We start from the raw sequence: 17157 nt of genomic DNA on the forward strand, positions 1-17157 counted from the left end.
CCCGATACAGCGGACTTTGGATTCTTCTGTTTCAGGCCCTTCAAGTCAAGCAATAATTGCGCTTTTTTCCAACTAAGCGCATGAGAACGCAGAAGAAAGGGCTTTGAGGAGGGATAAAACTCGCCTGAATGTCGTCAAGCGGTAGAAATGTGCGCAAGACTGCCGGAAAAACCGGCAGCCAGGCAATTAACGAGCGTCGACGATCAATTGGTCGAACTTTTTCAGCGCATTGCGCATACCCAGGCTTTCCAGCGGCCGGGAGGCGTAGACCATCTCGGCCATCTCCATGATCCCGGAAGCATTCGGCAGTGGCAGATCCTGTTCGAGGATCTGCTTCATGCGCATGAGGAAGATCCACTGCAGCCACTGATGGAAGTCCAGGGTGTCGACCGAAAAGGGCTCGACACTGCTGAGCGCCTCGGCGCTGGGGGACTCCTCGTCCCACCAGCCCTGCAGGCGCAATTCGCGCTCAATCAGCAACAGCTGTTCGGCAATCGCTGGAAAACGTACATCCATCAGAGGCTGACCTTGGCTTTTTGCCGAGCCTGGGCGGCGCCGGCGGCGTCACCTTGTGCGGCACGCGCATCGCCGATCAAGGCCCACAGGCTGGCCTGCAAATCAGGACGGCCGTTGGCCAGGGTCAGGCCACGCCGGGCGAACTGTTCGGCTTGCGGCGCATCGCCCTGGGCCATGCGCACCTGAGCCAGGCGATACAGCACCTGCGGTTCGCGTGGCGCAACGCGCTGGGCGCGCTCGAGGCTCGACGACGCACCGTTCAAGTCGCCACCGGCCTGCTGTTGCTGGGCAGTGGTGAGCAAGGCCAGTACCGGGCCGTCCAGTTGCTCGTCAGCCGACAGGCCGCCCGCGCTGGAGGACGACGGAATGCCGCTTGGCGTCGACGGCATGGTGTAAGTGTTCTGATTGATCGGTCCCGCCTGGACCGGCGCGGAGTCAATCGGCCCCGACGTGCTTGGCCCAGGCGTCCACGGCTCGGCGCTGATTGGCGCCGATGTCGCGGCACCGCCGCCAGGCACCATCACCACCACACCCGAATCCTGCGGCACGGCACGGGTCGCGGCCTGGGTAGGACGCTTGGTCACGGTCTGGCGGAAACCGCCATTGGCCGAGATCCGATCGCTATTGGAGACGGCCGTGCTCGAGTCCACCACGGGAATGGAGCCGCGCTGAACGCTGGAGCAACCGCCGAGCAAAGCCAGAGCTGTAATAGCTGGAATCCACCACTTGTTCACTTGAAACCCTCTTTGCTTAATTCATCCAGCCCTTGACCCAATCCATCACCGATTCCGCGCTCGCAGGGGCACTGCCGCCGCATGCGGCACCGGGTGGTGGTTCGCTGCCGCGAATATACGGCATCTGCACCGCGCCCGGACAGTTGGCATCGGAGCCCTGGCCGGTGTGCGGATCAATCCAGGCCAGCACGATGTTGTCCGGCTGCGGCATGCTCAGCGGCAGCGGATCAGCCTTGCGCATAAAACTGGTCCAGACCTGCAATGCACCGGTCGCCCCGGTGAACGGCGTCTTGCCGTTGTCATCACGCCCCAGCCAGACCACGGCCAGCACATCCTGACCGAACCCTGCGAACCAGCTGTCACGCGAATCGTTACTGGTGCCGGTCTTGCCCGCCAGCGTCAGGTTGGAGGGCAGGACCTTGTACACAGAGCTGCCGGTGCCTTCGCGCATCACGCGCTGCATGGCGTTCTGGATCAGGTAGATGGAGCCCGCATCGAAGCGCTGCTGAATCTGGAACGGATAGCGCTTGAGCGGCTCGCCTTCGGCCGTCAGCACGCTGCGAATCCCGCGCATCGGCGTGTTGAAACCACCGTTGGCGAGGGTCTGGTACATGGTCGCTACTTCCATCGGCGTCATTGCACCGGCGCCCAGAAGGATCGACGGAAAGGCCGGGAATTCACGGGTGATGCCCAGGCGTGCCAGCGTTTTGAGGACGTTCGGCACACCCACGTCAAGCCCCAGGCGCGAGGTCGAGATGTTGTAGGAATGCGCCAGCCCCTGGTACAGGAACACCGTACCGTGGGAACGACGATCAAAGTTCTGCGGCGTCCACACCTGGCCGTCGGCACCTTTGACCGACAGCGGGTCATCCGACAGCCAGCTCGTCAGGGTGTATTTGCTCGGTTTTTCCAACGCTGTCAGGTACACCGCCGGCTTGACCAGCGACCCGATCGGCCGCACCGCATCCAGCGCGCGGTTGAAGCCGGCAAAACTGGCCTGGCGACTGCCGATCATGGCCTGGACCTCACCGGTTTCCGGGTTGGTCACCACCATGGCCGCTTCAACTTCGTCGGAACCCTTACGCCCCGCCAGACGCTTGAAGGTGTCGTTGACCGACGCTTCGGCTTTCATCTGCAGGATCGGGTCGAAACTGGTGAAGATCCGCAGGCCTTCCTCGGTCAAGTCTTCGTCGCGGTAGTCTTCACGCAACTGGCGTTTGACCAGGTCGATAAAGCCTGGGAAGGAGCTGTCCGCCAGCTTGCCGCGAGTGGTGACACTCAGTGGCATTTTCTTCGCAGCGGCAACCTGTTCAGCCGTGGCGACGCCCTGCTGCTCCAACACATCGAGCACCAGATTACGCCGCTCAAGCGCCCGTTCAGGGTTGCGCCGTGGGTTGTAGTAAGACGGCCCCTTGACCATGCCCACCAGCAACGCGACCTGATGCAACTTCAGCTCGGACAGCGGCTGGCCGAAGAAGAACTGGCTGGCCAGACCGAAACCGTGGACCGCGCGCTGGCCGTCCTGGCCGACGAACACCTCGTTGAGGTAAGCCTCAAGGATTTCTTGCTTGCTGTAATGCAACTCCAGCAGCATCGCCATCATGGCTTCGGTGAGTTTACGGGTCAGGCTGCGCTCGTTGGTGAGGTAGAAGTTCTTCACCAACTGCTGGGTCAGCGTACTGCCGCCCTGGGTCATTTTGCCGCCGGAGGTGTTGACCCAAATCGCACGGGCGATGGACTTCGGCGACACGCCCCAGTGGCTGTAGAAATCGCGGTCTTCCACGGCGACCAGGGTTTCGAGCAGGTACGGCGGCACCTGATCGAGCCTGATCAGGATGCGATCTTCCAGGTTTTTCGGGTAAATCCCGCCGATCATCAACGGTTCCAGGCGCACCACGGGCAGCTTCGAGCCGTTCAGCGACGACAGCTCGGCCACGTAGTCGCCGGAGAAGCGCACGCGCACCGGCTGGGCTTTTTCCAGGCCTTCATAGAACTGGAAGCCACGGGTGTTCAGGTCCACGGTATTGCCGCTGACGGCGGCAGCGCCGGGGCCATTGCTCACGGGTTCGCGGCGGTAGCCCAAGGCGTCGAGTTCGGTAAGGAAGTCATCCTTGCTCAGCTTCTGGCCGGTGAACAGTTCCAGCGGGCGGGCGTACACCTTGGCTGGAATGGTCCAGCGCTTACCGGAGAATTTTTCCTGGACCACTGCGTCGAGGTACACCGCAAAGCCGGCGAGCACCACAAAGCCCACCAGGCTGAGCTTGAGCGCCCAGCCCAGCCACGGGCGCAGGCCGCGGGAAGGAGGTTTTTTACGGGAACGGGGAGATCGGGTTCGAGTCATGGCGGCGGATTATACGCACTTTATTGACGATCAACATGCGCCGGACAGCGGTTTGCATGGCAGGCATCAGCAGCCATAATGCCCGCCATGATTTCCCCCAGACTTTGAAGGATCGCCCGTGAGCCAGTCCCTGATCGCAGCCCTGCAGAACCCGGCTTTATACCCCCATCCGGTTGAAGCATTCCAAGTCATTGAGACCCATATTTCCTGGGTCATACTGACCGGCCCCTACGCCTATAAACTGAAAAAGCCGATGAACTTCGGCTTTCTGGACTTCACCAAGCTGGAAGATCGGGGGCATTTCTGCAACGAAGAGCTGCGCCTCAACCAGCGGCTGACCGAAGATTTGTATCTTGAAGTGTTGCCGATCACCGGCACGGCCGAAGCCCCGCAACTGGCCGGCGAAGGTCCGGTCATCGAATACGCCCTGAAAATGCGTCAATTCCCGCAAAGCCAGTTGCTCAGCACCTTGCAAGCCAACGGTGAGCTGACCAGCGCGCACATCGACGAGATGGCCAAACAGATCGCGCACTTCCACCTCACCGCACCGAAAGTGCCGCAAGAGCACCCGGCCGGCACCCCGGACGAGGTGATGGCACCGGTACGCCAGAATTTCGATCAGATCCGCCCGTTCCTCAGCGACAAGGCTGACCTGCTGCAACTCGAAGCCCTGCAAGCCTGGGCCGAAAGCAGCTTCGAACGCCTCAAGCCGCTGCTGGCACAGCGCAAGCTCGATGGTTTCACCCGCGAGTGCCACGGCGACATCCACCTAGGCAATGCCACCTTGATTGATGGCCACGTGGTGATCTTCGACTGCATCGAGTTCAACGAACCGTTTCGCTTCACCGACGTGTACGCCGACACCGGCTTCCTGGCCATGGACCTGGAAGACCGCGGCCTCAAATCCCTGGCTCGCCGCTTCATCAGCCAATACCTCGAACTGACCGGCGACTACCAGGGCCTGGAACTGCTGAACTTCTATAAAGCCTACCGCGCGCTGGTACGGGCCAAAGTCTCGCTGTTCAGCATGCCCAGCGAAGCGAGCCCGGTGCAACGCGCCACCACCCTGCGCCAATACCGCAACTACGCCAACCTGGCGGAAAGCTACAGCACTATTCCTTCGCGCTTTCTGGCGATTACCCACGGCGTTTCGGCGGTGGGCAAAAGCCATGTGGCCATGCGCCTGGTGGAAGCCTTGGGTGCCGTTCGCCTGCGTTCGGACGTGGAGCGCAAGCGCCTGTTTGGTGAGCAACAGGTGGAAAACACGCCACAGGCCGGCATCTATGCTGCCGACGCCAGCGCAAAAACCTACGCACGCCTGAACGAAATCGCCGAGACCGTGCTACGCGCCGGCTTCCCGGTGGTACTCGATGCGACCTTCTTGAAGCGCGCACAACGCGATGCCGCCGCCAAAGTGGCCGAAGCGACGGGCGCGCCCTTCCTGATCCTGGACTGCAACGCGCCGCAGGCCGTTATTGCCAACTGGCTGGCACAACGTCAGGCAGACCATAACGACCCGTCCGACGCTACACTGACGGTTATTGAAGAACAGCAAGCCCATCGCGACCCCCTGACGGCCGAAGAGCTGCTGCTGAGCAAGCGCGTCGAGACCAATCAAAGCGGAACCCTCGATGCACTGGTTGCGCAAATTCGCCAACGCCTGCCAGGTCTGTAAGAAAAACTTCTTGGTCGCGTCGTCATCTTAGGCGAGCGGCCAAACAATAGTGGCACTATAATGGCGCCATAAGTCCAACAGGTGTCGCTATCATGAGTCATCCAAAGCTTCTTGATACCCCGCTCTATTCGCTCCTGCACAAAGACGATATTCGCGGTTTCAACCAGGAACGCCCCACAGACGGCGTCATCGACATGCGTGGTGGCGACTTCCGAGGGCTGGATCTGCGCGATCTGAATGCCAGCGGCGTGGATTTCACCGACGCGTATTTCCGTTCTGCCGATTTGCGCGGGCTGGACTTGCGCGAGTGCTCATTGGAAGGCGCGAGCCTGGCCCACGCGCAGATTTCGGGCACCTACTTCCCGCCAGAACTGACGGCCGACGAGATCCTCATGTCGGTCAATTTCGGCACGCGTCTGCGCTACCGCACCAAGTAATACGCTCCCCCCAAGCCCCGGTTACGTGCAACACGGACCGGGGACTTCCTGCCTGCCCGGCATAAAACGCTCGCACCATTCTTATAAGCATTTGCGCCGTTCCTGAGCAAAGAACTACGCTTTTCCTACTGAGCGCTACACTCCTTTTCAGGCTTGCCTGGTCACGACACCCACCGCACCATTCGGCCGTCGCAAGGAGGCTCGATGAACGATGAGCTGCAACACCTGAGAAACCTTGGCAAGACCTCGGCGCAATGGCTGCACGCGGTGGGCATCCACAGTGCGTCAGACCTGCGTCGCCTGGGGGCGGTCGATGCTTATCGAGCCGTGCGCACTCGCGGCTTCCGTGCATCGAAAGTCTTGCTGTATGCAATCGAAGGGGCGTTGATGGATGTGCATTGGAACGACATTCCTGCCGAACGCAAGGAAGCGCTGAACCGCCAATTAGAGGCGATCTCGGCGCGCCAGAAGAATTAGATCGGCGATCCCACCCAACGCTCAGTGGCATTGCGAACGAGCACTTGAGAAAAGCAGAAGGGCTCGCGAAAACAAATCTTGACTCTTAAATGAGAATCGTTATGATTATCGCAACTGGTCGCGAGATCAGCCGATAACTGAAAGACCATTGGTTCGGACTCTCAGATTATCTCCTCATCAGGCTAATCACGGTTATTTGACCCGGCTCTTGCCGGGTCTTTTTTTGCCTATAAAAAGCCTCAGCGAGCAATGATCAATGGATGCCCGCGCTCCGGATGCGGCTGCACCAGTACATCCAGCCCGAATACCGCTTTAAGCGGCTCAGGTCGCAGAACCTGTGCCGGGGTATCCAGCGCATGGGGCCGGCCCTCGTCCAGCAACAGAATCCGGTCGCAGTAACGCGCCGCCAGGTTCAGGTCATGGAGGATCACCAGCACCGCTGCTCCTCGGTCGGCAAAGGTGCGGATCGCCTGCAAGGTGGTGTGTTGATGCAAGGGGTCAAGCATCGAGGTCGGCTCATCCAGCGGCAACGTCTGCCCCGCCTCCCCGGGCCATAACTGCGCCAGCACCCGCGCCAGGTGAACACGCTGACGCTCGCCGCCCGACAATGCCAGGTAACTGCGACCGCTCAAGTGCGCGACATCCGCAGCCCGCAACGCGGCATCGATAATCTCGTCATCACGCACCCGCCCGGTCTGATGAGGCAAGCGGCCCATGCCGACCACCTCCTCGACACGAAAGGCGAAATCCAGGGTTGAGGCCTGCGGCAACACCGCCAGGCGTTGGGCGCGTTGCGACCCGCTCCAATCCTTCAGCTCATGCTGATCCAGCCACACCGTGCCTTGATCCGGGTGCAGCTCCCCGCACAACGCGCCGAGCAAAGTACTCTTGCCCGCGCCATTCGGGCCCAACACGCCAAGTACCTGGCCAGGCAACAGCTCCAAAGTGACATCCGCCAGTACGGTTTTACGACCGCGACGGATCTTCAGCCCCTCCACTCGCAGCATCAGGCGCGACCTCGTAACAACAGGTAAAGAAAAAATGGCGCGCCAATCAACGCGGTGACAATACCGATCGGCAACTCCGCTGGCGCCAAGGCCAGGCGCGCGACCAGATCCGCCAACAGCAGCAAGCTCGCCCCCGCCAACACCGAGGCGGGTAACAGCACGCGGTGATCCGGCCCCGCCAGCAACCGCACAAGGTGCGGAACCACCAGGCCGACAAAGCCGATCATCCCCGCCGCCGCTACCGCCGCACCTACGCCAAGCGCAGTGCAGAACACCAATTCGCGCTTGAGCCGCTCAACATCAACCCCGAGATGACCGGCCTCGGATTCGCCGAGCAACAGTGCATTCAATGCCTTCGCCCGGCGCGGCAGCCACAACGCCACGCCGGCGCTCACCAGCAGCAACGGCCAGAGGCGCGAATAGCTGGCGCCATTGAGGCTGCCCAAGTTCCAGAAGGTCAGCGTGCGCAGGGTGGCGTCATCGGCCAGGTAGGTAAACAGGCCCACCGCCGAGCTGGCGAGCGCCGTGAGGGCGATACCGGCGAGTAGCATGGTGGCGACATGGGTCTGGCCGTTGCGCCGGCCCAGTCGATAGACCAGCGCCGTAACCCCCAACCCACCGAGAAACGCGCACAACGACAACAGATACGGGCCGAACACCTCCGGCAACCCGCCCAAAAACGAACCACCGACAATAGCGAAAGCCGCACCGAGTGCCGCACCACTGGACACGCCGACCAACCCCGGATCCGCCAGCGGGTTGCGGAACAACCCCTGCATCGCCACGCCCGACAATGCCAATACGCCGCCCACCGCCAGCCCCAGCAAGGTCCGCGGCAAACGGATCTGCCCGAGAATCAGCTCTGCCTGCTCCAGGCCGCTGGCCCCGATCGGCACGCCCATCAAGCGCAAAGCCGCCCTGAGCGTATCCAGCAACGGCAAGCTGACCGGCCCCAGCGCCAATGAAAGCCAGATCGCCAGGACACACAACAGCGTCAGGCCGATAAACAGCGTTCGGGGCTTCACCAGCGTACTCATGGGGCCGGTATGACCTGGGACGGATCGACGCCGGCCGACAACTGCCGCAGATAGCCGATGCTCGGTAACGCCCCACCGGCACTCACCCAGCGCTGCGGCAGTTGCGAGGCGTGCGCCGCGTGGTTGAGCATCATTCCGACAACAAGCGCAATAGCGCTGGCACTCAGGAGCATAACCGGGTTTCCTTCCAAGGACGGGGCCGCTGAAACACTCATGGATGTGACAGATGCCCCTTGCTGGGCATCGTACTGAGCGCCCAGTCAGCTAACGGGCGAAGCCTGCATTTGATAAATGTTTGCATTTCAACATCAAGGCACTTAAGGATTGGAATGAAGTTTCTCTGCCCCTCTGACACCCTCGCCCCAGACAGCAGCCGTGGTTTTGATATCGACGGGCGCAAACTGTTGGCTGTCCGCCGCGACGGCACTGCCTACTTCTATCTCAATCGCTGCCCCCATCGCGGCGTCCCGCTGGAATGGCAGCCCGATCAGTTCCTCGACGCCAGCGCCAGCCTGATCCAATGCGCCACCCACGGCGCACTGTTCCTGATCGAGAGCGGCGAGTGCATCGCCGGCCCCTGCGCGGGTCAAAGCCTCACGGCCCTGCCCGGCCGTGAAGACGAACAGGGCCTGTGGGTGGAACTCTAGTCGCCGAGCAGCACGTCCAAGCGACGCTCGACGTAAATTTCTTCGGCCGTGACGCGCACGCCATACGCCAACACCTCCACGCCCGCAGCCTTGGCCTCGCGCAGAGCAGCGGCGTAGGCCGCGTCGATTTCCACCGCGGGGCGCACCGCGTCAATCCCCGAGAGGTTGACGCAATACAACTGCACCGCCCGCACGCCATCACGGGCCAAGTGTGCCAGCTCGCGCAGATGCTTGGCACCGCGCAGGGTCACGGCGTCCGGGAACGCAGCAATCGAGGTGCCATCAAACCCCAGGGTCACACTTTTGACTTCGACATACGCCGCCCCCTCGGGGTAATCCAGGCGAAAATCAATGCGGCTTTTCTCTTGGCCGTAAGGCACTTCACGCTTCAATGCGCTAAAGCCGTTGAGCTCGGTGATGACCCCGGCATGCAACGCCTCCTCAACCAGTTGGTTGGCACGCGCCGTATTGACGCACGCGAGGCGGCCTTGAGGCGTCTCGGCAATTTCCCAGGTGCCGGGCAACTTGCGCTTGGGGTCAGCGGAGCGACTGAACCAGACCTGCCCGCCCTCGACCATGCAATTGAGCATCGAACCGGTATTGGGGCAGTGAATGGTCAAGAACTCGCCGGTAACGGTTTCGATATCGGTGAGAAAACGCTTGTAGCGGCGAATCAGCCGCGCCTCTTCGAGGGGAGGATGAAAGCGCATCAGCCCTGCCAGCTGCGCAGGCCGCGGGCGATACGCTCCACCGCCTCTTGTAGCCGATCAAGGTTTTGCGTGTAGGCAAAGCGCACATGGTGACCGGCTTGATAGCGACCGAAATCCAGCCCTGGGGTGAACGCCACATGCTCGTTCTCAAGGAAATGACGGCAGAACGCGAAGGCATCATCGCCGAACGCGCTGATATCGGCGTACAAATAGAACGCGCCTTCCGGCTCGACGGCAATACCGAAGCCCAACTCGCGCAGGGCCGGCAGCAGGAAATCACGACGGCGACCGAACTCGGCGCGACGCTCTTCCAAAATGCTCAGGGTTTGCGGGGTAAAACAGGCCAGCGCTGCGTACTGCGCCATGCTGGGAGCGCTGATGTAGAGGTTTTGCGCCAGCTTCTCCAGTTCACCGACCGCATCGGGCGGCGCCACCAGCCAACCCAGGCGCCATCCGGTCATGCCGAAATACTTCGAAAAACTATTTAGGACAAACGCGTCATCGTCGACTTCCAGCACGCTGGCAGCGTCGGTGCCATAAGTGAGCCCGTGGTAGATCTCGTCCACCACCAGATGGCCGTTACGCGCCTTGATTGCGCTCGACAACCCGGCCAGTTCGTCCCGCGTAAGGATGGTGCCGGTCGGGTTGGCTGGCGACGCGACCAGCGCGCCGACGCTGTCCTGGTTCCAGTGCTTGGCCACCAGGTCGGCGGTCAATTGATAACGCACGTCCGGGCCGACGGGCACCAACTGCGCCGCGCCCTCCACCAGGCGCAGGAAGTGCCGGTTACACGGGTAACCCGGGTCGGCCAACAGCCAGTGTTTACCGGGGTCCACCAGCAGGCTGCTGGCCAACAGCAACGCGCCGGAGCCGCCCGGGGTGATCAGGATGCGCTCGGGGTCCACGCTCAGGCCGTAGCGTTGCTGGTAGAAACCGCTGATGGCATGGCGCAGTTCCGGCAGGCCGCGAGCTGCGGTATAGCGGGTCTTGCCATTGGCCAGCGCGGCCTGGCCGGCCTGGATGATCGGTTCGGCGGTGGTGAAATCCGGTTCACCGATTTCCAGATGGATCACATCATGGCCTGCCGCCTGCAGTTCATTGGCTCGCGCCAGCAACGCCATGACATGAAAAGGTTCGATGGCGCGACTGCGCGCACTGTAGGGCTGAGCCATTAGCCTTCCTTAACGGTGAGGACAAAAATAGCGATTCTACCGAACCCTCGCGGTAAAACATGCTCTATTGCCTGCTCAGCCATCCAAGATGAGCCCGGCAAGCGCTTGCAAAACGACTAAAATTAACCTTCGAGGCGATTCATACCCAGCCACAGCGGGCTGCTGCCATTTGCAACCTCTGCGTGATGGGCCTCGACAACCGGGAGTGGCGCGCCCTGAATCTATCTGGTAAGTTCGCCCGCTTGCAGCCGCAGGGCCGGCAGGTGTCGGTGACGTTGCAATCCTGCGCAATGGATTAGAAGAGTGAGAGGCGGTCTATTCATGTCCACCCAAGCAAAGCAACAGCAATCCCCAGGCCTCAGCGGCTTCGAACCTTACGTCGAGAAGAAAGGTGAGGAGTACATGGGCGAGCCCATGCGCGAGCACTTCACCAAGATCCTTAACAAGTGGAAACAGGACTTGATGCAGGAGGTCGACCGTACCGTTGACCATATGAAGGACGAAGCTGCCAATTTTCCTGATCCGGCCGACCGTGCGAGCCAGGAAGAAGAGTTCGCCCTTGAACTGCGCGCCCGTGATCGCGAGCGCAAGCTGATCAAGAAGATCGACAAGACGCTGCAGTTGATCAAAGACGAAGAATACGGCTGGTGCGAATCCTGCGGCATCGAAATCGGTATTCGCCGCCTGGAAGCACGTCCGACCGCCGATATGTGCGTGGACTGCAAGAATCTGGCAGAAATAAAGGAAAAACAGGTCGGCAAGTAATCCCTGCCGAACTGAACGAATGGGGCGTACAAACGCCCCATTTTTGTTTCTGGCGTTCAGCGATTTTCCAGTAGTATCCGGCCCATGACAGCCTCTCCCTATATCGGGCGTTTCGCCCCCACGCCCAGCGGCCATCTGCACTTCGGCTCGCTGGTCGCCGCCCTCGCCTCCTACCTCGACGCCCGCGCCAACCATGGCCGCTGGTTGATGCGTATGGAAGACCTCGACCCTCCACGCGAAGAACCCGGCGCCCAGGCGGCAATCCTGCACGCCCTGGAAAGCTACGGTTTTGAGTGGGACGGTGAACGGGTCCGACAAAGCGATCGGCACGACGCCTACGCCAAGGTGCTGAACGACCTGTTCAACCACGGCTTGGCCTATGCCTGCACCTGCTCGCGTAAACAACTGGAGCCCTACCACGGGATTTACCCAGGTTTGTGCCGTAATGCCGGTCACGACCAGCACGATGCAGCCATCCGCCTGCGCGTTCCGGAGTTGGAATACCACTTTACCGACCGCGTACAGGGCGAATTCCGACAACACCTGGGCCGCGATGTAGGCGATTTCGTCATCCGCCGCCGCGATGGCCTCTACGCCTACCAACTGGCCGTAGTGCTGGATGACGCCTGGCAAGGTGTTACCGACATCGTCCGCGGCGCCGACCTGCTCGACTCCACGCCACGCCAGTTGTACCTGCAAGAATTATTGGGGCTGCGCCAACCGCGCTACCTGCACGTGCCGCTGATCATCCAGCCGGACGGTAACAAGTTGGGTAAATCCTATCGTTCCCCGCCCTTGACCACGGACCAGGCCACGCCTTTGCTGTTGAGAGCCTTGCGCGCCCTCGGCCAGCAACCCGGCGACGAGCTGCTTCACGCCAGCCCACGGGAACTGCTGGATTGGGGCATTGCACACTGGGATGCGCGGCTGATCCCGCGCACACTCACGCTGGCCGAAACACAGTTGCGCTGAAGGCGCTTGCAGCCGGCCAGGCATCCGTTACCATCGCCGCAATTATTCGATCAGAGGCCAACATGTACATCTATCGCTTGGTCCTGCTGCTGGTCGTCGGGATCTACCTGTTTTCCCCCGCCATCATGGATTGGTGGATCGACGCCACAGGCGCCTGGTATCGCCCCTATCTGCTGTGGCTGATCCTGATCGTCGTGACTTTCATCCTGCAGAGCCAAAAAGATGCCGATGAGCTTTAGCCTCACCCAGATGCTGCTGATCAGCGCCGCCTACCTGGCCGCGTTGTTCGGCGTCGCCTGGATCAGTGAGCGCGGAATGATTCCGCGGGCGATCATTCGCCATCCGTTGACCTACACCTTGTCCTTGGGCGTGTACGCCAGCGCCTGGGCGTTTTATGGCACGGTGGGTCTGGCCTATCAGTACGGGTATGGCTTTCTGTCCAGTTACCTCGGGGTGTCCGGGGCCTTTTTGCTGGCGCCAGTGCTGCTGTACCCGATCCTGAAGATCACCCGGACCTATCAGCTGTCGTCCCTGGCCGACCTGTTCGCCTTTCGCTTTCGCAGCACCTGGGCCGGCGCGTTGACCACGATTTTCATGCTGATCGGTGTGCTGCCCTTGCTGGCCCTGCAGATCCAGGCGGTGGCCGACTCCATCAGCATCCTGACCCGTGAGCCGGTGCAATATCGCGTCGCCCTGGCCTTCTGCGCGCTGATCAGCCTGTTCACGATTTTCTTCGGTTCGCGCCACATCGCCACCCGCGAGAAACACGAAGGCCTGGTCTTTGCGATTGCTTTCGAGTCGGTGATCAAGCTGATCGCTATCGGTGGCGTCGGGCTCTATGCGCTCTACGGCGTGTTCGACGGCCCGCAACAGCTGGAGTTGTGGCTGCTGCAAAACCAGACCGCCCTCGCCGCGCTGCACACCCCGCTGCAGGAAGGCCCGTGGCGCACGCTGCTGCTGGTGTTCTTCGCCTCGGCCATCGTGATGCCGCACATGTACCACATGACGTTCACCGAGAACCTCAACCCGCGCTCGCTGGTCAGCGCCAGTTGGGGCTTGCCGCTGTTCCTGCTGTTGATGAGCCTGGCGGTGCCGCTGATCCTCTGGGCCGGCCTCAAGTTGGGCGCCACCACCAACCCCGAATACTTCACCCTCGGTGTCGGCATTGCCGCCAACAGCAAGGCCCTGGCGCTGCTGGCCTATGTTGGCGGTTTGTCAGCGGCCAGCGGTTTGATCATCGTCACGACGCTGGCCCTCTCGGGCATGGCGCTCAATCACCTGGTGCTGCCGCTGTACCAGCCGCCGGCCGAAGGTAATATCTACCGCTGGCTGAAATGGACCCGCCGCGCGCTGATCGTCGCGATCATCATGGCCGGCTACGGTTTCTACCTGCTGCTGGGCGCCGGGCAAGACCTGGCCAACCTGGGGATCGTCGCGTTTGTCGCAACCTTGCAGTTCCTGCCGGGGGTGTTGTCGGTGCTGTACTGGCCGACGGCCAATCGGCGTGGTTTTATCGCCGGGCTGCTCGCGGGGATTCTGGTGTGGATGATCACCATGCTGCTGCCGCTGGTCGGCAATCTGCAGGGTTTCTACATCCCGCTGCTGAACATGATCTACGTGCTCGACGACACCAGTTGGCACATGGCGGCGATTGCCTCGTTGGCCGCCAACGTGCTGATGTTCACCCTGATCTCGCTGTTCACCAACGCCAGCCCGGAAGAAACCAGCGCCGCCGAAGCCTGCGCGGTGGACAACGTGCGCCGTCCGCAACGCCGCGAGCTGCATGCCGCCTCGCCCCAGGAGTTCGCCACGCAACTGGCCAAACCCCTGGGCGCCAAGGCCGCGCAAAAGGAAGTCGAACAGGCGTTGCGCGATCTCTATCTGCCGTTCGACGAGCGCAGGCCCTACGCGCTGCGCCGCCTGCGCGACCGAATCGAAGCCAACCTGTCCGGGCTGATGGGTCCCAGCGTGTCACAGGACATGGTGGAAACGTTCCTGCCTTACAAGGCGAGCGGTGAAAACTACGTCACTGAGGACATCCATTTCATCGAAAGCCGGCTGGAGGATTACCACTCACGCCTCACCGGCCTCGCCGCCGAACTCGATGCCTTGCGCCGTTACCATCGCCAGACCCTGCAGGAACTGCCGATGGGGGTCTGTTCCCTGGCCAAGGACCAAGAGATTCTGATGTGGAACAAAGCCATGGAGGAACTCACCGGGATCGCCGCGCAACGGGTCGTGGGCTCGCGCCTCAATACCCTGGGCGACCCGTGGAAGGAACTGCTGCAAGGCTTTATCAACCTGCCCGACGAACACTTGCACAAGCAGCACCTGGCCCTCGATGGCCAGACCCGCTGGCTCAACCTGCACAAGGCGGCGATCGACGAGCCCCTGGCCCCCGGTAACAGCGGCCTGGTGTTGCTGGTGGAAGACCTGACTGAAACCCAGATGCTCGAAGACAAGCTGGTGCATTCCGAACGCCTGGCGAGTATCGGTCGCCTGGCTGCCGGCGTGGCCCATGAAATCGGCAACCCGATCACCGGTATTGCCTGCCTCGCGCAGAACCTGCGCGAAGAGCGCGAGGAAGACGGCGAAATCACCGAGATCAGTGGGCAGATCCTCGAACAGACCAAGCGCGTGTCGCGCATCGTGCAGTCGCTGATGAGCTTCGCCCACGCCGGCGCCCATCAGAACCACGACGAAGCGGTGTGCCTGGCCGAAGTCGCACAGGATGCCATTGGGCTGCTGGCCTTGAACCGGCGCAATTTCGAAGTACAGTTCTTCAATCTGTGCGATCCGGACCACTGGGTCGACGGAGACTCCCAGCGCTTGGCGCAGGTGCTGATCAACCTGTTGTCGAACGCCCGTGACGCCTCCCCGGCCGGCAGTGCGGTACGCGTCAAGAGCGAGGCATTCGAGCACACGGTCGACTTGATCGTGGAGGACGAAGGCAGCGGCATTCCACAGAACATCAAGGACCGCTTGTTCGAACCCTTCTTCACCACCAAGGACCCCGGTGAAGGCACCGGTCTGGGCCTTGCACTGGTCTATTCCATCGTTGAAGAGCATTATGGACAAATCACCATCGACAGCCCGGCTGACACAGAAAGCCAACGCGGCACCCGTATTCGGGTGACCTTGCCGCGTCATGTCGAAGCGACGTCCGCTGTGAACTGAGACCGTCGAGAGAATTGAATCAATGCCGCACATTTTGATCGTCGAAGACGAAACCATTATCCGCTCTGCCTTGCGTCGCCTGCTTGAACGTAATCAGTACCAGGTCAGCGAAGCCGGCTCGGTGCAGGAAGCCCAAGAGCGATTCAGCATTCCCACGTTCGACCTGATTGTTAGCGACCTGCGCCTGCCGGGCGCGCCGGGCACCGAGTTGATCAAGCTCGGCCAGGGCACCCCGGTGCTGATCATGACCAGCTACGCCAGCCTGCGCTCGGCAGTGGACTCGATGAAGATGGGCGCGGTGGACTACATCGCCAAGCCGTTCGACCACGATGAGATGCTCCAGGCCGTGGCCCGCATCCTGCGCGACCGCCAGTCGGCCAGCAGCGCTCCCACCGAACAGCGCACCGCCGGCAAGGCTGCCAACGGCGCCGACAAGCCGGGCATCGACAACAGCAATGGCGAGATCGGCATCATCGGTTCCTGCCCACCGATGCAGGACCTGTACAGCAAGATCCGCAAAGTCGCGCCGACGGACTCGAATGTGCTGATCCAAGGCGAATCGGGGACCGGTAAGGAACTGGTGGCCCGCGCCCTGCACAACCTGTCCAAGCGCGCCAAGGCACCGATGATCTCGGTGAACTGCGCGGCAATTCCTGAATCCCTGATCGAATCCGAATTGTTCGGCCACGAGAAAGGCGCGTTTACCGGTGCCAGCGCCGGGCGCGCGGGCCTGGTGGAAGCGGCGGACGGCGGCACGCTGTTCCTCGACGAAATCGGCGAGTTGCCCCTGGAAGCCCAGGCGCGTCTGCTGCGCGTGCTGCAGGAAGGGGAAATCCGCCGCGTAGGTTCGGTGCAATCGCAGAAGGTTGATGTGCGCCTGATCGCGGCCACTCACCGTGATTTGAAGAGCCTGGCCAAGATTGGCCAGTTCCGCGAAGACTTGTACTACCGCCTGCATGTCATCGCGCTCAAGCTACCGGCCCTGCGTGAACGGGGCGCCGACGTCAACGAGATCGCCAACGCGTTCCTGTTGCGCCAGAGCGCACGCATCAACCGTACCGACCTGCGGTTCGCGGCGGACGCCGAGCAGGCGATTCGGCACTACTCGTGGCCGGGTAACGTGCGGGAGTTGGAGAATGCGGTCGAGCGTGCGGTGATTCTGTCGGAGAGCCCGGAAATTTCCGCCGAAATGCTGGGTATCGATATAGAACTCAGCGACCTGGACGACGACGATTTCCTCGGCCTGGCCCCGCAACAGGGCGCCGCCGGGAATACCAGCCATGAACCGACGGAAGATTTGTCACTGGAAGACTACTTCCAGCATTTCGTCCTGGAGCACCAGGACCACATGACCGAGACCGAACTGGCGCGCAAGCTGGGCGTGAGCCGCAAGTGCCTGTGGGAACGGCGCCAGCGCTTGGGCATTCCACGACGCAAGACCGGAGTGGCCAGCGAGAGTTGAGGGTGCGCCCCCACAGGTAACACCCGCC

Annotated in this window: 16 protein-coding genes and 1 pseudogene; 9 read left to right on the top strand and 8 right to left on the bottom strand. The window is 61.7% G+C overall.

Features of this window, described 5'->3' with window-relative positions; genetic code table 11:
* Nucleotides 1-186 precede the first annotated feature (186 nt).
* The 3 genes from ACS5Q8_RS24545 to mrcB are packed head-to-tail and all read right to left on the bottom strand — an operon-like array spanning nt 187 to nt 3591.
* Complete coding sequence (locus ACS5Q8_RS24545) at nt 187-516, bottom strand: YqcC family protein (protein ID WP_465159523.1); 330 nt, start codon at nt 514-516, stop codon at nt 187-189.
* Entirely contained in the window at nt 516-1250 is a 735-nt protein-coding gene (locus tag ACS5Q8_RS24550) for a tetratricopeptide repeat protein (protein ID WP_443695075.1), read from the bottom strand. Before ACS5Q8_RS24550 ends, ACS5Q8_RS24545 begins: the two co-directional genes overlap by 1 nt.
* Nucleotides 1251-1266: 16 nt before the next feature.
* Complete coding sequence (gene mrcB, locus ACS5Q8_RS24555; protein ID WP_465159524.1) at nt 1267-3591, bottom strand: penicillin-binding protein 1B; 2325 nt, start codon at nt 3589-3591, stop codon at nt 1267-1269.
* 118 nt (nt 3592-3709) lie between these two features.
* Between mrcB and ACS5Q8_RS24560 the strand changes: the two genes are divergently transcribed.
* From ACS5Q8_RS24560 to ACS5Q8_RS24570, 3 genes are all read left to right on the top strand, one after another.
* Nucleotides 3710-5266, top strand: coding sequence for a bifunctional aminoglycoside phosphotransferase/ATP-binding protein (locus tag ACS5Q8_RS24560; RefSeq protein WP_465159525.1), 1557 nt, complete (start codon nt 3710-3712; stop codon nt 5264-5266).
* 92 nt (nt 5267-5358) lie between these two features.
* On the top strand, nt 5359-5703 hold the full coding sequence (locus ACS5Q8_RS24565) for a pentapeptide repeat-containing protein (protein WP_247402307.1): 345 nt from the start codon (nt 5359-5361) through the stop codon (nt 5701-5703).
* Between the two features lie 204 nt (nt 5704-5907).
* Nucleotides 5908-6180 carry a TfoX/Sxy family protein gene (locus ACS5Q8_RS24570; RefSeq protein WP_247402305.1) on the top strand — a complete coding sequence of 91 codons (273 nt, stop codon included), beginning with the start codon at nt 5908-5910 and terminating at the stop codon, nt 6178-6180.
* A gap of 239 nt (nt 6181-6419) precedes the next feature.
* On the opposite strand, the gene ACS5Q8_RS24575 is transcribed toward ACS5Q8_RS24570, so the two are convergent.
* The 3 genes and pseudogenes from ACS5Q8_RS24575 to ACS5Q8_RS24585 all read right to left on the bottom strand — a co-directional run.
* On the bottom strand, nt 6420-7187 hold the full coding sequence (locus ACS5Q8_RS24575; RefSeq protein ID WP_465159526.1) for a heme ABC transporter ATP-binding protein: 768 nt from the start codon (nt 7185-7187) through the stop codon (nt 6420-6422).
* Entirely contained in the window at nt 7187-8224 is a 1038-nt protein-coding gene (locus ACS5Q8_RS24580; RefSeq protein WP_465159527.1) for a FecCD family ABC transporter permease, read from the bottom strand. The genes ACS5Q8_RS24575 and ACS5Q8_RS24580 overlap by 1 nt, the downstream gene beginning before the upstream one ends.
* Before the next feature lie 32 nt (nt 8225-8256).
* Nucleotides 8257-8397, bottom strand: a pseudogene (locus tag ACS5Q8_RS24585) (hemin ABC transporter substrate-binding protein); the annotation flags it as partial.
* Nucleotides 8398-8553: 156 nt separating this feature from the next.
* On the opposite strand from ACS5Q8_RS24585, the gene ACS5Q8_RS24590 reads away from it, so the two are divergent.
* A complete protein-coding gene (locus ACS5Q8_RS24590; RefSeq protein WP_465159528.1) occupies nt 8554-8871 on the top strand; it encodes a Rieske (2Fe-2S) protein in 318 nt (105 codons plus the stop codon).
* On the opposite strand, the gene sfsA is transcribed toward ACS5Q8_RS24590, so the two are convergent.
* On the bottom strand, nt 8868-9581 hold the full coding sequence (gene sfsA, locus ACS5Q8_RS24595; RefSeq protein WP_276194913.1) for a DNA/RNA nuclease SfsA: 714 nt from the start codon (nt 9579-9581) through the stop codon (nt 8868-8870). The two genes, ACS5Q8_RS24590 and sfsA, sit on opposite strands and share 4 nt — an antisense overlap.
* Nucleotides 9581-10753 (bottom strand): pyridoxal phosphate-dependent aminotransferase, encoded by a 1173-nt coding sequence (locus ACS5Q8_RS24600; protein ID WP_465159529.1) that lies wholly within the window; start codon nt 10751-10753, stop codon nt 9581-9583. Before ACS5Q8_RS24600 ends, sfsA begins: the two co-directional genes overlap by 1 nt.
* A 321-nt stretch (nt 10754-11074) precedes the next feature.
* Here ACS5Q8_RS24600 and dksA point away from each other — a divergent pair, with 321 nt between their 5' ends.
* The 5 genes from dksA to ACS5Q8_RS24625 all read left to right on the top strand — a co-directional run bounded on the left by dksA (nt 11075) and on the right by ACS5Q8_RS24625 (nt 17129).
* Nucleotides 11075-11518 (top strand): RNA polymerase-binding protein DksA, encoded by a 444-nt coding sequence (gene dksA / locus ACS5Q8_RS24605; protein ID WP_247399809.1) that lies wholly within the window; start codon nt 11075-11077, stop codon nt 11516-11518.
* Between the two features lie 84 nt (nt 11519-11602).
* Entirely contained in the window at nt 11603-12490 is an 888-nt protein-coding gene (gene gluQRS, locus ACS5Q8_RS24610; RefSeq protein WP_426100648.1) for a tRNA glutamyl-Q(34) synthetase GluQRS, read from the top strand.
* A 62-nt stretch (nt 12491-12552) separates the two neighbouring features.
* Nucleotides 12553-12729, top strand: coding sequence for a hypothetical protein (locus ACS5Q8_RS24615; protein WP_003176118.1), 177 nt, complete (start codon nt 12553-12555; stop codon nt 12727-12729).
* Nucleotides 12713-15667: a sensor histidine kinase gene (locus ACS5Q8_RS24620; protein ID WP_276194916.1), complete on the top strand. Its 2955-nt coding sequence runs from the start codon at nt 12713-12715 to the stop codon at nt 15665-15667. Before ACS5Q8_RS24615 ends, ACS5Q8_RS24620 begins: the two co-directional genes overlap by 17 nt.
* 22 nt (nt 15668-15689) lie before the next feature.
* Nucleotides 15690-17129, top strand: a complete 1440-nt coding sequence (locus ACS5Q8_RS24625) for a sigma-54-dependent transcriptional regulator (protein WP_276194917.1) — start codon at nt 15690-15692, stop codon at nt 17127-17129.
* Nucleotides 17130-17157: the final 28 nt, after the last annotated feature.

The organism is Pseudomonas sp. PAMC25584, assembly GCF_058135675.1.

Excerpts from the sequence above, each read along its gene's own strand:
- gluQRS (WP_426100648.1), top strand. The coding sequence starts at position 11,603 with ATGACAGCCTCTCCCTATATCGGGCGTTTCGCCCCCACGCCCAGCGGC.
- ACS5Q8_RS24625 (WP_276194917.1), top strand. The coding sequence starts at position 15,690 with ATGCCGCACATTTTGATCGTCGAAGACGAAACCATTATCCGCTCTGCC.
- ACS5Q8_RS24615 (WP_003176118.1), top strand. The coding sequence starts at position 12,553 with ATGTACATCTATCGCTTGGTCCTGCTGCTGGTCGTCGGGATCTACCTG.
- ACS5Q8_RS24545 (WP_465159523.1), bottom strand. The coding sequence starts at position 516 with ATGGATGTACGTTTTCCAGCGATTGCCGAACAGCTGTTGCTGATTGAG.
- ACS5Q8_RS24620 (WP_276194916.1), top strand. The coding sequence starts at position 12,713 with ATGCCGATGAGCTTTAGCCTCACCCAGATGCTGCTGATCAGCGCCGCC.
- ACS5Q8_RS24570 (WP_247402305.1), top strand. The coding sequence starts at position 5,908 with ATGAACGATGAGCTGCAACACCTGAGAAACCTTGGCAAGACCTCGGCG.
- ACS5Q8_RS24580 (WP_465159527.1), bottom strand. The coding sequence starts at position 8,224 with ATGAGTACGCTGGTGAAGCCCCGAACGCTGTTTATCGGCCTGACGCTG.
- mrcB (WP_465159524.1), bottom strand. The coding sequence starts at position 3,591 with ATGACTCGAACCCGATCTCCCCGTTCCCGTAAAAAACCTCCTTCCCGC.
- ACS5Q8_RS24565 (WP_247402307.1), top strand. The coding sequence starts at position 5,359 with ATGAGTCATCCAAAGCTTCTTGATACCCCGCTCTATTCGCTCCTGCAC.
- sfsA (WP_276194913.1), bottom strand. The coding sequence starts at position 9,581 with ATGCGCTTTCATCCTCCCCTCGAAGAGGCGCGGCTGATTCGCCGCTAC.
- ACS5Q8_RS24590 (WP_465159528.1), top strand. The coding sequence starts at position 8,554 with ATGAAGTTTCTCTGCCCCTCTGACACCCTCGCCCCAGACAGCAGCCGT.
- dksA (WP_247399809.1), top strand. The coding sequence starts at position 11,075 with ATGTCCACCCAAGCAAAGCAACAGCAATCCCCAGGCCTCAGCGGCTTC.
- ACS5Q8_RS24600 (WP_465159529.1), bottom strand. The coding sequence starts at position 10,753 with ATGGCTCAGCCCTACAGTGCGCGCAGTCGCGCCATCGAACCTTTTCAT.
- ACS5Q8_RS24575 (WP_465159526.1), bottom strand. The coding sequence starts at position 7,187 with ATGCTGCGAGTGGAGGGGCTGAAGATCCGTCGCGGTCGTAAAACCGTA.